Source organism: Sphingomonas sp. Ant H11, assembly GCF_000797515.1.
Taxonomy (GTDB): Bacteria; Pseudomonadota; Alphaproteobacteria; order Sphingomonadales; family Sphingomonadaceae; genus Sphingomonas.
Map to the genome: position 1 here is coordinate 1 of NZ_JSBN01000050.1, position 14,670 is coordinate 14,670.

Here is a 14,670-nt window from a genome sequence, read left to right on the forward strand (position 1 = left end):
CGCCGTCCGGTGCGCGCCGCCGCTGCCGCGAGCGATCCGACCGCTGCGGTTCGCGCGGCAGAGGCGGGGGGCTGGCAGCGCCAGTCCGATAACACCGAGTCCGGCGAGCGCGAGTGTTTCGCGGCGGGTAAAGGGCTGGGTCATGGGTGCGTGACCGATCGAATCATTGCCGCTCTCCTGACGTTTTCGTGGCGCGCCGCGCGACGCAGCACCGGTCGCATGATCAATGGTTCCAAGCATAAGGGCCGATCACGGTGCCGACGAAGCCCCCCGCGCGCTTGGTGCTGAGGAAGCTGTCGTCGAGTCCGGCCTTGAGCGTTTGCTGCTGGCCGCCCACACGATAGTCGAACGCCATTGTCCCGCCGTCAGCGCGGATGGTCAGCGTCACCGGGTCGGCTGCGGTGACGGGGGCCGAGGCGACGAGCGTGTCGGTATCGGCGTTGTCGCGCGTGTAGAGCGCGATCATCGCCTTGCCTGCGATTCGGGTGATGCCGAACACGAGGTACGACCGATCATTTTGCACCGCGGCGAGCCCAGCCCCGTCGCCATCGGCGTCGGGGGGAATAGCGCAGGGTGGTCGAGACGGTTGCAATTGGGTGCTGCTGCCGTCGCCCGATAAAGGCGGGCGCGCCCGAAGCGTCTCCCAGCGCGGCACCGCGTTCAAGGACAAGTGCACCGCGCTCCAGCCGATAGACCGGATGTTTTGGCGTGCGTATGCCGATCCATTGCGGGCCGAGGCGCGGACCCTGGAAGGTGTCGACATAGCCAAAGTCGCCGCTGATTGGCAGCGCCGGTGCGGGTTGCCTGGGCAGCTTCGCGCTGCGCGGCGAACGGGATCGCGGTTCCGGCGGGCAAGATCTGTGGCCAGCCGTCGCGCCAGGTGACGGGGAGGAGAAAGGTCTCGCGCCCGATATTGTAGAGTCCGTCTTTATAGGGACGCGTCGCGAGGAAGGTCGCCCACCACTCTCCGTTCTGCGTCTGGACGAACTTTGCATGGCCCGCCGATGTCACCGGATTGGCGCGGCTGGGGTCGAGCGTACGCTGGGTGAGAATCGGATTGCCCGGAAAGGGCACATAGGGGCCGTCAACGGAATCGGCGCGGAAGACGACCTCCGAATGGTTGTCGCTCGTCCCGCCCTCGGCGGCGATCAGATAATAGCGACCGTCGCGTTTCAGGAGGTGCGGACCTTCGATCCAAATGGGCTTTTTGGACAGGTCGACCCCGCCATTGACGATCTGCGTTCGCGGCCCGACGAGCTTCAGCGTCCGCCAGTCGAACGCCTGCATCCAGATCGCGCGATGGCCTTCGTAGCGTGGCGTTTCGTCGGGGGCACCGTTGTTGACGATATACGCCTTGTCGCCGTCCCAGAAGATGGACGGATCGATCCCTTCGAAGGGTAGCCACACCGGGTTCGACCATGGACCTGCCGGATTTTTCGCGGTGATGACGAAATTGCCGCCACACTGCACGCACGTATTGACGATGTAGAAGACGCCGTCGTGGTAGGAGATATCGGGCGCGAACACGCTTTGCGAAACCGTGCGCCCGGTAAAATCAAGCTGCTCGGGTCGATCGATCGCATTGCCGATCTGCGTCCAGCTGACCAGGTCCTTCGACCGGAAGATCGGCAGCCCCGGGAAGTGCGAGAAGGACGAGTTGACCAGAAAATAATCATCGCCGACGCGGATTACCGAAGGATCGGGATAATAGCCGGACAAGATGGGGTTGATATACTGGCCCACGCCTTTCGCGACCTGCTCCTGTGAGCGCCCCTGATAGCTAAAGTCCTCGAACCGCGCGGGGTCGGCATGGGCTGCACCAGCCCATGTCATCAGCAGGACAGCGATCGGCCCTCGGCACCGCATGGACGATCGCTGCTTCATTCGACTCTCCCGCCTCAGGTGGCCGATGCTTGACCATCGCTACCAGACCTGCCCGTGAGCCGGACCATACATCAAAGAACAACTCAGACAATTAGCGGGATGTCGTTTTTCCGGTCAGCATCGATACATCGATACGCCCATGCGAGGAGGGCAGGTTCACGCGGCGGCGATCTCGCGCAACGCCTGCTCGAACGCTTCGGGGGGCTGTCCCCCCGAAATGAGGTACTGATCGTTGATGACGATTGCGGGCACCGAATGGATTCCGCGCGAGAGCCAGAGTTGCTCGGCGGCGCGAACCTCTGGGGCATACAGGTCGCTGGTGAGAATTTCAGCGGCGCGCGCCGGATCTAACCCCACCTTCTCGGCGACGGCGACCAGCACGGCGTGGTCGGACGGGTCCTGCTGATCGGTGAAATAGGCGTCGAAGAGCGCGCGTTTCAAGGCCGCCTGCTTCCCTTGGATCTCCGCCCAGTGGAGCAGCCGGTGCGCATCGAACGTGTTGTAGATCCGGCTGGTGTCGCTCATCTGCATCGTGAAGCCCAGATCGGCGGCACGCTTGCGGATCATCGCGCGGTTGGCGGCGGACTGTTCGGGCGTTGAGCCATATTTCTCGGCGATATGCTCGCCGATATTCTGGCCGTCCTTGCCCATTTGCGGATTGAGTTCAAATGGCTGGAACGTGATGTCGGCGTCGATCAGATCGCCCGTCCGCGCAAGAGCCTCCTCAAGCCCGCGCAGCCCGATGATGCACCACGGGCACGAAACGTCGGAAACGAAATCGATCTTCATCGGCTTTGGCATGCGGCACCATCTGCGGCTGGAGGAGTGTCGAAACGCGATGTGGGAACTCCGCCGGAAAAATACACCATCAGAATATCACTTGCATTCAATTAAATTGTACACAATATAAAACGCGTTCGACATTCCACAGTTTAGCAAGGAGACGACGATGAGCACGCTCTACAGCACGAAGGTAACCGCTATTGGCGGCCGCAGCGGCACCATTCGTAGCGAGGATGGCCTGCTTGACCTCCAACTCGCACTGCCGACGTCGCTCGGTGGCAAGGGCGGGGCGACCAATCCCGAGCAATTGTTCGCCGCCGGCTACGCCGCCTGCTTTGAAAATGCCGTGATCCACGTCACGCGGGGCAAGGCCGAGAAGGTCAAGGATGACGACATTGTCGTGGTCGCCGACGTTGGTCTGTCGCCCAACGCGTCGGGTGGCTTCGTGCTGTCGGTCGCGCTCGATGTGACGATCACCGGGCTTGACCAGGCCAGCGCCGAGGCGATCGTCGCGGCCGCGCATGCCGTCTGCCCCTATTCCAACGCGGTAAAGGGCAATATCGACGTCAAGATCACCGTCGCGACCAAGTGACGGAGGAGGAGGCGGCAATGGGCGAAGACGACGATTTCCTGCGGCTCGACCGGCAGGTGTGCTTCCCGCTTTATGCCGCCTCCAACCTGTTCGGCCGACTGTACCGCCCGGTGTTGGCCAAGCTCGGGCTGACCTATCCGCAATATCTGGTGATGCTGGTCTTGTGGGAGCAGGCCCCGCAAAGCGTCGGCGCGCTCGGCGAGCAACTGCATCTCGACAGCGGGACGCTGACACCGTTGCTCAAGCGGATGGAGGCGGCCGGGTTGGTGACCCGGAAGCGCGACACGGCCGATGAACGACGCGTTCTGGTCGCCCTCACCGAGCAAGGCCGGGCTCTCCGCCAGCAAGCACGCGATGTGCCGCAAACCTTGGCGAGCGGTCTTTCTTTGTCGCCCGACGAACTGATCGATTTGCGCGCCAGCGTACAGCATCTGGTCGCGGTGCTTGCGACGGCTGAGGCGACCGTGTCGCCGAGTTGATATTGCGTAATGCGACGCGCCGTCGCAGGACACCGCGATGCGCACGACTTCCTCCACCGCCACCGTGCGGCTCTATTATCTCGACGAGAACGACGCGGTTGCGCAGACCTTGTTCTATGGTCCGCTAGCCGAGGCGATGCTGCTCGCCAGCCAACAGCCCGAAGAGGTGCAGGCGGGTCTGTGGTGTGCGACCGAAAATGACGTGGTGGCGTTCCTCGACCTCCACGATGGCTGAGGGCGACGATACGCCGCTGCTGCGCACGCCGGATCGGGGAGCCGGCCACCAAGCGACCGCCCCCCGAATCCTGCACGATGTTACCAGCTCAGGCCGATACGCGCGTAGACGTAGCGGCCGTTGAAGCCGAACGGCGAGTAATACGGGAATGCCACCAACCCGGTGCTGTTCAACGTGGTGCCGACCGATGAGGTGAGCTTCACATAATCGGGATAGGTGTCGAGCAGGTTGTTCGCGCCGACCGCGACGTTGACGTTCCTCACCAGTTGATAGCGTGCCTCGAGATCGAAAATCGTGTGGCGGCCGCTGTGAATGTCATTCGCCGCCAACCCGTTGCCGCTGCTCGGTTGGGTCACGTCACCGTAATAAGACGCGCGGCCGGTGATACCGATTTTCTCGAGCGACCAGTCGATCGTGCCGACCACCTTTTCGCGCGGCGTGCCCTGTTCGAACGAAATGATGCGTTGGCGGGTGAACAGCGCCTGGGTCGAACTCGTCGAAACGCCGTTTACGAGCGCGGTGATCGTGGTGTTGCCCGGGAAGCTGGTCAGCTTGATATCGTTGAAATTGGCAGCAGCCGTCAGGTCGAAGGTGCCGGCTGCCGGAGTCGCCTTGCGATAATGCGCGACGATATCGATGCCCTTGGTGGTCGAGCGAATGCCGTTGAGCAGGAAACGCCCGGCGGAAACATTATACGGCGCGAGCAGCGCCGCAACGACAGTGCCGCTCAGATTTTCCGACAGGGCAATCTGGTCGCGCTGCTTGATCTGATAGGCATCGACCGAGAGATCGAACCCGCCCGAACGCAGCACAAAACCCGCTGACAGGTTGCGCGATTTCTCGGCGCGCAGCGGTTGTCCGCCAAGTGCCACGCCGACCGCGCTGGTCGAGGGGAACAGGCCGGTTTCCACCACCGCGCCACCGGTGCCCAGCACCGATGCGGTCGAGGTGAAATATTGCTGTTGCAGCGAGGGCGCGCGGAATCCGGTCGAGGCGGTGCCGCGAATGGCGAACCAGGGCGCGAAGTCATAGCGTGCGCTGAGCTTGCCCGTCGCGGTCTCGCCAAAGTCCGAATAGCTCTCGCCGCGCACCGCGGCACCGAGCGTCAATTTGTCGGTCGGCTTGGCTTCGAGGTCGAGATAGCCCGAGACGTTGTCGCGATGCTTGTCGATCACGTTCGACGGCTGGAAGCCGGGAAAGCCCTGCGCACCGCCGGCCAATGTGGATGCAGCACCAGGCGCGCGATTGTAGGACGTCGGCTCGCCAGCGCCGATCTGGAAGCTCTCGCGGCGATATTCCACGCCCCAGGCGATGTTGATCGTGCCTTGTCCGAGCGGTTGCTCACGCGAGACGTCGATCCCGCCGACCAGTTGGTCATAGGTCAGCTTGCCGTCGTAGAAGTTCTTCTGCGAATTCGCGCCATAGGTGGCGTTGCCTGAATTGCGCGTGTTGAAGTTGAGCTGGTTCCGTCCATAGGACACGTTGAAATCGACCTTCCAGCCCGACAATTCCCCGCGAATGCCCGCCGTCTCGGTCAGATCGTTCGATTCGACCGCGATCAGCGGCGTGAAGCCATCGGGATAGAGCGTGGCGAGCGCCGCGGCATTGGCATTGGCGTCGGTGCCGCCATTGATGCGCGGGGTCGCCGCGCTGGTGCTGTCGCGATGCTGGTATCCGCCAAAGCCATAGAGCGTCCAGCCGGTGTCGCCGAGCGGTGCCGCAGCATTCACATAGCCGGTAAATTGCTCGACCGCCGGGTCGCCGAAGCGCGACCGCACGGTCAGCGGGGTCTTGCGCGGATCGAAGTCGCCACGGCTGGTGGCACCGCGGTTGAGATATTCGCCCGAAATGGTGAGGAAACCGTCCTCGCCGAGTGCAATGCCCTGCCATCCCGACGCGGTCACCGTCTTGCCGTCATGCTCGCTGCGCGCGCCGCGCGCGGTGGTCACGTCGGTGATATATTGCCCGTAGGTGACGGACGCTCCGCCACCCGTGCGCGCTTCGCGCAACCGCAGGTTGACGACGCCCGCGATCGCATCCGAGCCATATTGGGCAGCGGCCCCGTCGCGGAGCACTTCGATGCGGTCCAGCGCCACCGACGGGATCGTGTTCAGATCGACTGACGCTGAGCCGCGCCCGACCGAGCCGTTGGTGTTGAGCAGCGCCGAAGTGTGCGCCCTTACGCCGTTGATGAGAACGAGCGTCTGATCCGGCGACAGCCGCGCAGCGTTGCCGGACGGATCGAATCGGTCCCGTCAACGGCGGAGGAGCGAGGAAAGTCGATCGACGGAACGATCGCCGCGAGCGAGGCGGCGAGTTCGGTCGTGCCCTGATGCTGCAGGTTGGCGGCGCTCAACACGTCGATCGGCGCGATGCTGTTCAACCGCGAGCGGCCCGTCGTGCGCGTGCCCGTCACCACGATGTCCTGGTTGGCGGCGGGTTCCGGGGCGGTTGCTTCGCCGGCGTTGGCGGGAACGCTCTGCGCGCTGGCGGCACCGGCATAGCTCAGCGCCAGCGCGGACACGGCGACGGCGAGGCTCGGGCGGAGGTTGATCATGTACAAAGTCCCTTTGCGAAATCACGTTTCTTGTTTTGTTGGCCAGAAAGGCCGGGGCGGCGCGCGGCTGGCAGCGCGGGTACCTTGGAAATCCTCCGCATCGCCTGGGATTACAATGCTGCGAAACCCTTAGCGCGGCCAAGAATTGCTTCTGCGGCGGCAGGGGCGGGGGCGGCGCGACCGCAACGGCGCGGCGACCGGATCTCGGGCACTGCACCCGGAGGCCTCGATCGTCGCGCCTCGAACGAAGGGGCCTGCGTTAGCCGGCAGCCCGGCGCACGACTCCGCCTTCTACACAGGTTGGTTGTCGTTTGACCCCAGCTTCCAATAGGTCGCGTACCGCTCGTGCGCGATCCGGTAATAGGGGACCAGTCGTAGCGGTTGCTGGTCGGCAGCGGGGATCGTGAACTCAAGAGGCTTGGCGGTGGCACGGATCGTTTGTGGCAGCGTCTCCGGATTCCCCGCGAGCGTCGGCGGTGCGAAAGCCGCGTCGTTATAGTCGCCATATTTGCGTTCGTTGACGACGAGGTCCGATCCGGGCTCGAGGTGCTCGCGGCCCAGTGCCCCGGCCAGCACCAGCGGGCCATAGGTGAGGGCAACGATGTCGGGCGCGGCCGGGGCCCGGTCGATCCCGAGATGCATGGCCAGGCGCAACTCGACCCGATCACCGTCGCGCCAGACGCGCGCGAGCTCGATATAGTGCCCGGCGGTATTGGAGCGCAGAACCTCGTTTCCGTTGACGAGGACCACCGCCGTCGGGCTCCAGCGCGGGTGGCGCAATTTCAACGTCAGCGCCGTCGGCTGCTTCAAAGTCCAGCTGAGCGTGGTCGACGGTGTTTCCGGAAAGGCCGTTGTCTGCGTCAGCACCGCGCCTTGTTCGATCCAGTGCACGGTCGAGGGGATGAACAAGTTTACATAGATCGAGCGATCGTCGTGAAAGTAGATCGAATCCCGGTATTTGACGTGATTTTCCATGCCGGTGCCGGTGCAGCACCAGAAGGAGTTTTCGGGCGTGTGATACAGTTTCATATAGCCCGGACGCTCACCCTGAAAGTAGGTGGCCATGCCGGTGTCGGGATCCTGTGACGCGAGAATGCCGTTATAGAGGGTGCGCTCGTAATAGTCGGCATAGGCCACTTGCGGATCCTGCAGGAAGAGCGCCCGCGTCAGTTTGAGCATGTTGTGCTGGCCGCAGGTTTCCGAACCCTTGGCGGAAAAAAACGTGCTTGTCGAACTCCGCCATCGGGAAGAAATGTTCGTTGTCGCCGTGGCCGCCGGTGGCAAAGGACCGAGTCAGCGCCACCGCTTTCCAGAAGAACACCGCGGCATCGTGATAACGGGAGTCTCCGGTCGCCTCATAGACGCGCTCGAAGCCGACGATCTTTGGAATCTGCGTGTTCGCATGAAGGCCATCAAGCTGATCGTGCCCCGCCGCAAGCGGGGTCAGGATCGCTTTGTGCGAGAAGCGCTGCGATAGGGTGCGATACTCCGCGTTGCCGGTCATGAGGTACAGATCGGCGAGCACCTCGTTCATGCCGCCATGCTCGGTGTCGAGCATTGCCTCGAACTGCGCGTCGGACAAGGGCCGCGTCGCGATCACCGCCCAATCTGCAAGGCCGATCAGCACCGTCCGCGCCGTGTCGCTCTCCGCCAGCAGCGCACCGTCGCGCAGGCCCGCAAAGACCTTGTGCAGAGTGTACCACGGCACGCCAGTGATCTGCTCGCCGCGCAAATGGGCGGCCAGTAGCGCGGGCCCTTTTGGAAAGGCGCAGACCAGGCCGGTACCCGATGCCTTCTGACATGCGGCCAGTTCGTCGGCGATATAGGCAACGCGCTGTTTGTATCGCGGGTCGCGCGTCGATCGCCATGCCAGCGCGCAGGCGGACAGATAGTGACCAAGCGTATGACCATGGCAATTGATGTCCGCCCAGATCGGCTCGGATTCCCATCCGCCATAAACGGGTGCCTTGGGGGGCAGCCCGGCATTGACGCGGAAATTGTGCAGCATCCGATCGGGTTGAAGGCGCAGGAGATACGCTTCGGTCATTTTCTGGGCATGCAGAAAGGGGCCGTCGCCAAGTTCGACTTGGGCGATATCGAATGGCTGCACCGTGCCCGCAGCCTCAGGGACCGGCTGCGTCGCGGCGGCGGCACCGGCCGACGCAACGCTCATCGGCACGATGCCGGCGGCGATCGCGGTCTTTGCCGCGGATGTAAGGACGTCGCGCCGCGAATGGCCGGTACAGTAAGCCGATTTCGTCAATGCCTTTTCCTCGGTCTATGCTTCGCTGGGCAAGCTGTTGTGCTACAAACAAAGATGGGATGTCCCATCAATCGGGTCGGAACACAACTCGGCATGGCAGGCCGACATCCTGCGGATGTTGCGCGATCGAACTGCGGCTTGATCGCGCGTCGAAGGACGTATCTTCTCGGTCAACTTTCGAAAATGTCGTCGAGTTGTCGCTGAAGCGCCGCCACTTCAAGCCCTTGCGCCGTCCGCCAGGCGGCGTCGAAACAGGTCGACGCATAGCGCCGCCCGTCGTCGCAGAGCAGGGTGACGATCGCGCCGGTACGGCGCTGGGCGCGCATCTCGCGGATCAGCGTGGCGCAAGCCCAAATGTTGGTGCCGGTGGAGACGCCGCAGGACTTGCCGATCACGCGGCTGATGCTGAGCGCGCCCGCCATGCTGGCGTCATCGGGCACCGCGATCATGCGGTCGATCACATCGGGCAGGAAGGAGGGCTCGAGTTGCAGCCTGCCGATCCCTTCGACACAGGACGGTACCCCGCTGACGGTGGTCACCGCGCGGTCGGCATAATGGCGATGGAAGACCGAGTGCTCGGGGTCGGCGACGCACAATTGCGTCGGCAACCGACGATAACGCAGGAAGCGGCCGATCGTCGCGGAAGTGCCGCCAGTCCCCGCGCCGCAGACGATATAGTCGGGGGCCGGATGCGGCTCCTGCGCCATCTGTTCGAAGATCGACTGGGCGATATTGTTGTTGCCGCGCCAATCGGTCGCGCGTTCGGCATAGGTGAACTGGTCCATAAAGTGCCCGCCGCTTTCGCGTGCGAGTCGTTGGGCGGTCGCGCGCACCGAACGCGGATCGTCGACTTCATGGCAGTGGCCGCCATGAAGCGCGATGGCGGCGAGTTTTTCGGGCGAAGTGCCGCGTGGCAGTACCGCGATGAACGGAAGGCCGATCATCCGCGCGAAATAGGCCTCGGACACGGCGGTCGACCCGCTCGACGCCTCGACGATCGTGGTATCCGGCCCGATCCAGCCGTTGCACAGCGCGTAGAGGAACAGCGAGCGCGCCAGCCGGTGTTTCAGGCTGCCGGTCGGATGGGTCGATTCGTCCTTAAGGTACAGGAAAATGCCCGGCGCGCCCTTCGGCTCGAGGCGGATCAGGTGGGTGTCGGCGGAACGGTTAAGCTCGGTTTCGATCGTTCGCACCGCCGTCCCGCACCAGTCGCGCGCTCTCGTCATGCGACCGGCATCGTCGCGACGCCGCCACTGTCTTCGCGAACCTCCATGGTCGTGCCGTCGAACTCACCCGGTGAAACCGGCTGAAAACGACCGCCGAGATGGCGTGCGAGAAATGCCTCGACCACCGCGTTGAACGACAGACGGTTGGCGGGGCGCACGAAGCCATGGCCTTCGTCGGGATACAGGACATAGGTGACGGGAACGGCGTTGGCGTGCAGCGCAGCAACCATCTGATCGGCTTCCGACTGGAGCACGCGCGGATCGTTGGCACCCTGGCCGATCAGCAGCGGGCGCGCGATGCGATCGGCGCGATGGAGCGGCGACCGCTCGCGGAGCAGCGCTGCGCCCGCTTCGGTTCGGGGGTCGCCGACCGCGCGATACAGCATGACGCGTTGCGCCTCCCAATAAGGCGGGATCGATGCCATCAGCGTTTCCAGGCTGGACGGGCCGACAACATCGACGCCACACGCATAGACGTGGGGCGAGCGAGTCATGCCGGACAGCACGGCATAGCCGCCATAGCTTCCGCCCATGATGGCGATGCGCGCTGGATCGGCGACGCCGCTTGCGACGGCCCATTCGACTGCATCGATAAGATCGTCGTCCATCTTCGCGCCCCATTCCCCTCGTGCCGCCGCGAGGAACGCCTTGCCGAAACCGGTCGAGCCGCGGAAGTTGACGGCGAGCACCGCATAGCCGCGGTTCGCAAGCCACTGGCGCTCATTGTCGTAACCGAACCGGTCGCGCGCCCAGGGGCCTCCGTGGACCAGCAGGACGAGCGGAAGGCGCATGTCGGGTTGCCGGTCCACCGGAGCGTGAGGTAGCTGATCAGATCGAGGCCATCGCGCGCGCGAATGGTCACCGCAGTGGTGCGGGCGAGCGGGACATGCTCGATCCATGGCCGGGCCGAGAACAGGCGAGTCAGTGTGCCGTCGTCGCGATCGAACAACCACGAGGCGGAGGGAACATCGTCGCGATCGGCCTGGATCGTCCACCGGCGATCGTCCAGACTGCGGCTGGTAATCACGAATTCGCCGAGATCGGCGGCGACGAGCCGTTCGAGGTCGATGCGGACCGTTTCACCGATCGGCGCGAGCGTGTTGCGCGCCCGGGTATAGCCCACGGCAATCGGCCAATCGGTTTCACTGTCGGAAAGATAGCCTTCGATGTCGGCATCGGGTTGTTCCGCGAGCATCCGTGCCGGTCCACCCGCGAGCGGCAGCGCGACAAGTGCGGCGGTGTCGCGGTCGCGACTGTCGATCACGAACACCGTTGCGCCATCGCGCGAAAGGCCTGCGATGCGGGAGGCGCGGGCATCGTCCGGATCGAAGCCGAACCATAGCTCCCAGTCCGCAGTGCCGCGGCGCAAAAACGTCCTGGCCGCCATCGGCGCGAGGTGCGATCGCGAGTTGCGGCAGCAAGCGGGAGTCGAGAACGAAGCCGCCGAAGCCCGGATTTTGTTCGATCAGGGTTGCCGCGCCGCTGGCGAGATCGATGTGGTAAATGTCGTGGAAGCGCGGGTCGCGCGCGTTGATCTGCACGGCGATGATCGTGGGAACATCGCGACTGAGGCCTGCGATCGACGCTTGCGCGCCGGGGAACGGAGTCAGGTCCCGGGTTGCGCGATCGAGAGTGACGGCGTGGACATGCCAGTTCTCGTCGCCATCGGCGTCTTGCACATACAGGATCGTTGCGCCGTCATAGGCCCAGACAAACGAATGGATGCCGCGCTTGTCGTCGCGCGTGAGGCAATAGGCGGCCGCGAGATCGTCGCGTGGGGCCGCCCAAATATTGTTCACATTGCCCGCTGGCGCGATCCAGGCAAGCATGGTGCCGGTGGGATCGATCTGCGCGCCGTAACGATCGGGGTTGCCGAACAGGTCGACGCGCGGAATCAACGGCACGTCGGCCGGGAGCGAAAGCGTTGCGTCCAACAGCGCGGCGAGGGTCGCCTCAGCGACGCGGCGGATTTCGCGGGCGTCTGCGGCACCGGCCGCTTCCATCCGGGCGAAGAGCTCGGGGGCTTCGGCCCGGACGAGGCGATACGGATCCGCCTCGGCATCCTCTTCCAGTGCGCGCGCGACAAAGGGGCCGATGGCGTCGCTGTCGGCACCGGTCCAGCCGCAGGCTGCCATCGCGTTGGTGGAGACGTGGATCAGCCACGGCAGCAAGGTATCGCTCAGCACGGTTGATGCGCCTGAGGGATCCCAGGCGGCGGCTTCAGCCATTTCATATACGACACGTTCGCCGCGCGGAGCTCGGTCGGTCGCTGCGAGCGCCGCGCGCCGCACTCTGGACCATTCGGCGCGGGGTGGCGGATCGCCAGCCAGCAGCCGCTGATGAAGTGTGGCGACCGCGAGCCCGGTTTCGCACGTGCCGTCGGGATCGACTTGTTGAAGTGCCCACAGCACCATCATCGACGCCAGCCGGTGTCGGTCGCGCCGTCCGTCGCGGCCGCCTGCCATTCGGCCTGTGCATCTTCACGCTTGGCGAAGCGTGCCAGCAGCGTGATGGCGGGGGTGATCGCGTGGTCGGTCATGCTGCGTCGCCTTCGAACAAGGCGGCCAGCCGGGTTCGGGTGGTGAGGCCCGTCAGCCGGGCGGTTTCGCTACCGTTTTCCAGTCGTAGGAAGGTCGGCACGCCGCGCACGCCAAAGCGAGCGGCAAGCTCGGGTGCGGCATCGATATCGACCTTCACGAAGTGCGTGCTTTCAGCGAAGTCGGCGGCGAGCGCTTCGGCCAGCGGCGTCATCGTCTTGCAGGGCACGCACCATGGTGCCCAAAAATCGATGACCACCGGCACGTCCCCCGCCGCCGCGAGCAAAGCGGCAAAGTCCTCATCGTCGCGCAAGTCTGTCATAATTCGTCCTGTGTTGAAGGGGAGGTGCCGAGCGGCGCGAGCTGGAGACGCACAACGCCATCTTCGCCCGGCGTGAAATCGAGCACAAAATCGTGATAGCGCGCGACCGCTTCGCGGTGCGCGACGCTGACGATCGCCGCGCCAGGCAGACGATCGGAGATCAGTTCGTAGAGCAGCCGCTCCAGCGAAGGGTCGAGGGCGCTGGTCGCCTCATCCAGAAAGAGGAAATCGGGTGCTTGGAGCAGCGCACGCGCGACCGCCAGACGCTGCTGTTCACCCGGCGACAGCGATCGCGCCCAATCGCGAACTTCATCGAGACGATCGACAAGGTCGCCAAGCTGCGTGTCGCGAAGCACGCGCTGCATCGATGCACGCAGCACGTCCGAAGGCTGCGCTGGATAAACGAGCGCCGCCGCAAGCGACCCTTCCGGCAGGTAGCCGCGCTGCGGTAGAAACAGGACGCGTGCATCCCCCGGCACCACGATCTCTCCCGTCGACCACGGCCACAGTCCGGCGAGGCTGCGCAACAACGTGCTCTTGCCCAGTCCGGAGCGGCCGCGCACCAGCACGCGCGCGCCGGGCGCGATGTGCAAATCGGGCACCATCGCAAGTGGCTCGCCGTCGGGTCGCATCAGGCGCAGGTCGCGCGCCACGAAATCCGCCCCGCCGGAGCGCCGTTCGGCACCATGCGGCAGCGGCGCTGCCAGCATGTCCTCCAGCCGATGCAGACGCTCGATATAGGAACGCCATTCGGCGATTTCGGCATAGCTGTTGGTGAACCAGGAGAGCTGCATGACGAATTGCGCGAACGTCATGCCGATCTGCATCAGTCCGCCGAAACTCATCCGACCGGCGAAGTAACGCGGCGCGCTGAGGAAGGTCGGCAGCACGCCGATCGCCTGAATATAGAGCCCGCTGACGAGATTGACCCGCAGCGTAAAGCCCATGATGCGGTGCCAATTGTGCCGTACCCGGTCAAATGCGGTGCCGAGCCGCACGCGCTCGGCGCTGCCGCCGTTGTACAATGCGATTGCCTCGGAATGGTCGCGCACGCGGATCAGTGCGTGGCGAAAATCGGCCTCGAAACGCTGTTGCCGGACGTTGGTACGCGTAAGCGCACGGCCGCTGAGATGCGTCACGCACGCGCCGACGAGTGCATAAGCAAGACCGAGCCACACGAACGGGGCGACGACTGTGAAGTGCGCCGCACCAAGATCGACATGCCATGGTTCGCTTTGCCGCCACAGCAACAGACCGAAGCTGACCAGCATCGCTGCGCTGGTCGTGCCCTCAATGACGAGCTTGATGGTGGCGCGGACCGCCAGCGTCACATCTTCCTGAATACGCTGATCGGGGTTCTCGATCGCGCCGCACAACTCCAGCCGGTGGTAATCGTCGTCGCGCAGCCAGCGATCAAGGTAGCGCTCGACCAGGCTGCTGCGCCAGCGGATTTCCAGCAATTGCCGCAGGAAATCACGGAGAATGGCGACCGCCGTCACCAGCGCCAGGACACCTGCCAGGACAAAGGACTGGATCAGAAAGGCATCGGGGTTGCGGTTGGTCAGCGCGTCGTAAAAGGTGCGGTTGGCGCTGTTGAGCAGCACCGCCGCATAGACCGCGCCGCCGACCAGCGCGGCAAGCGACCCGCCGACGCCCCATGCCCAGATCCGGTCGCTGCCCGACCAATATCGCGCGATCAGCCGGGCGGCGAACCGGATGTCGTTCCACAGGCCATAGCTGGCCGCTTCCGGCAGCACGCCCGGCTGCCGGCCCCTCCGCATCGACATGGCCA

General features: G+C 64.4%; 12 protein-coding genes and 2 pseudogenes. 3 read left to right on the top strand and 11 right to left on the bottom strand.

Annotated elements, in window-relative coordinates; genetic code table 11:
• Positions 1-223 precede the first annotated feature (223 nt).
• Positions 224-1,866, bottom strand: a pseudogene (locus tag NW75_RS10405) (glycoside hydrolase family 43 protein).
• Positions 1,867-2,040: 174 nt separating this feature from the next.
• Positions 2,041-2,685: a DsbA family oxidoreductase gene (locus tag NW75_RS10410; protein WP_033965137.1), complete on the bottom strand. Its 645-nt coding sequence runs from the start codon at positions 2,683-2,685 to the stop codon at positions 2,041-2,043.
• A 148-nt stretch (positions 2,686-2,833) separates the two neighbouring features.
• Here NW75_RS10410 and NW75_RS10415 point away from each other — a divergent pair, with 148 nt between their 5' ends.
• From NW75_RS10415 to NW75_RS10425, 3 genes are read left to right on the top strand one after another with little or no spacing between them, the layout of a single operon-like run.
• Positions 2,834-3,259, top strand: a complete 426-nt coding sequence (locus tag NW75_RS10415; RefSeq protein ID WP_033965139.1) for an Ohr family peroxiredoxin — start codon at positions 2,834-2,836, stop codon at positions 3,257-3,259.
• Positions 3,260-3,276: 17 nt separating this feature from the next.
• Positions 3,277-3,738 (top strand): MarR family winged helix-turn-helix transcriptional regulator, encoded by a 462-nt coding sequence (locus NW75_RS10420; RefSeq protein WP_033965141.1) that lies wholly within the window; start codon positions 3,277-3,279, stop codon positions 3,736-3,738.
• A gap of 37 nt (positions 3,739-3,775) precedes the next feature.
• Complete coding sequence (locus NW75_RS10425) at positions 3,776-3,973, top strand: hypothetical protein (protein WP_033965143.1); 198 nt, start codon at positions 3,776-3,778, stop codon at positions 3,971-3,973.
• Positions 3,974-4,053: 80 nt separating this feature from the next.
• Here the strand turns inward: NW75_RS10425 and NW75_RS10430 are convergent.
• The 9 genes and pseudogenes from NW75_RS10430 to NW75_RS10455 form a co-directional block, all read right to left on the bottom strand.
• A pseudogene (locus NW75_RS10430) lies at positions 4,054-6,530 on the bottom strand (TonB-dependent receptor plug domain-containing protein).
• A gap of 291 nt (positions 6,531-6,821) precedes the next feature.
• Entirely contained in the window at positions 6,822-7,709 is an 888-nt protein-coding gene (locus tag NW75_RS27325) for a beta-L-arabinofuranosidase domain-containing protein (RefSeq protein ID WP_269430309.1), read from the bottom strand.
• The gene (locus NW75_RS27330) at positions 7,630-8,793 is read right to left on the bottom strand and encodes a beta-L-arabinofuranosidase domain-containing protein (RefSeq protein ID WP_269430311.1); all 1,164 of its coding nucleotides are present in this window, start codon (positions 8,791-8,793) and stop codon (positions 7,630-7,632) included. Before NW75_RS27330 ends, NW75_RS27325 begins: the two co-directional genes overlap by 80 nt.
• 170 nt (positions 8,794-8,963) lie before the next feature.
• Positions 8,964-10,019 (bottom strand): PLP-dependent cysteine synthase family protein, encoded by a 1,056-nt coding sequence (locus NW75_RS10440; protein ID WP_033965145.1) that lies wholly within the window; start codon positions 10,017-10,019, stop codon positions 8,964-8,966.
• Entirely contained in the window at positions 10,016-10,810 is a 795-nt protein-coding gene (locus tag NW75_RS25135) for an alpha/beta hydrolase family protein (protein ID WP_197057786.1), read from the bottom strand. Before NW75_RS25135 ends, NW75_RS10440 begins: the two co-directional genes overlap by 4 nt.
• Before the next feature lie 351 nt (positions 10,811-11,161).
• Complete coding sequence (locus NW75_RS25140; protein WP_197057787.1) at positions 11,162-12,436, bottom strand: hypothetical protein; 1,275 nt, start codon at positions 12,434-12,436, stop codon at positions 11,162-11,164.
• The gene (locus tag NW75_RS27335) at positions 12,433-12,558 is read right to left on the bottom strand and encodes a hypothetical protein (RefSeq protein WP_269430312.1); all 126 of its coding nucleotides are present in this window, start codon (positions 12,556-12,558) and stop codon (positions 12,433-12,435) included. The genes NW75_RS25140 and NW75_RS27335 overlap by 4 nt, the downstream gene beginning before the upstream one ends.
• Positions 12,555-12,878 carry a thioredoxin family protein gene (locus NW75_RS10450; protein ID WP_033965147.1) on the bottom strand — a complete coding sequence of 108 codons (324 nt, stop codon included), beginning with the start codon at positions 12,876-12,878 and terminating at the stop codon, positions 12,555-12,557. The genes NW75_RS27335 and NW75_RS10450 overlap by 4 nt, the downstream gene beginning before the upstream one ends.
• On the bottom strand, positions 12,875-14,665 hold the full coding sequence (locus tag NW75_RS10455; protein ID WP_197057788.1) for an ABC transporter ATP-binding protein/permease: 1,791 nt from the start codon (positions 14,663-14,665) through the stop codon (positions 12,875-12,877). The genes NW75_RS10450 and NW75_RS10455 overlap by 4 nt, the downstream gene beginning before the upstream one ends.
• Between the last annotated feature and the right edge of the window lie 5 nt (positions 14,666-14,670).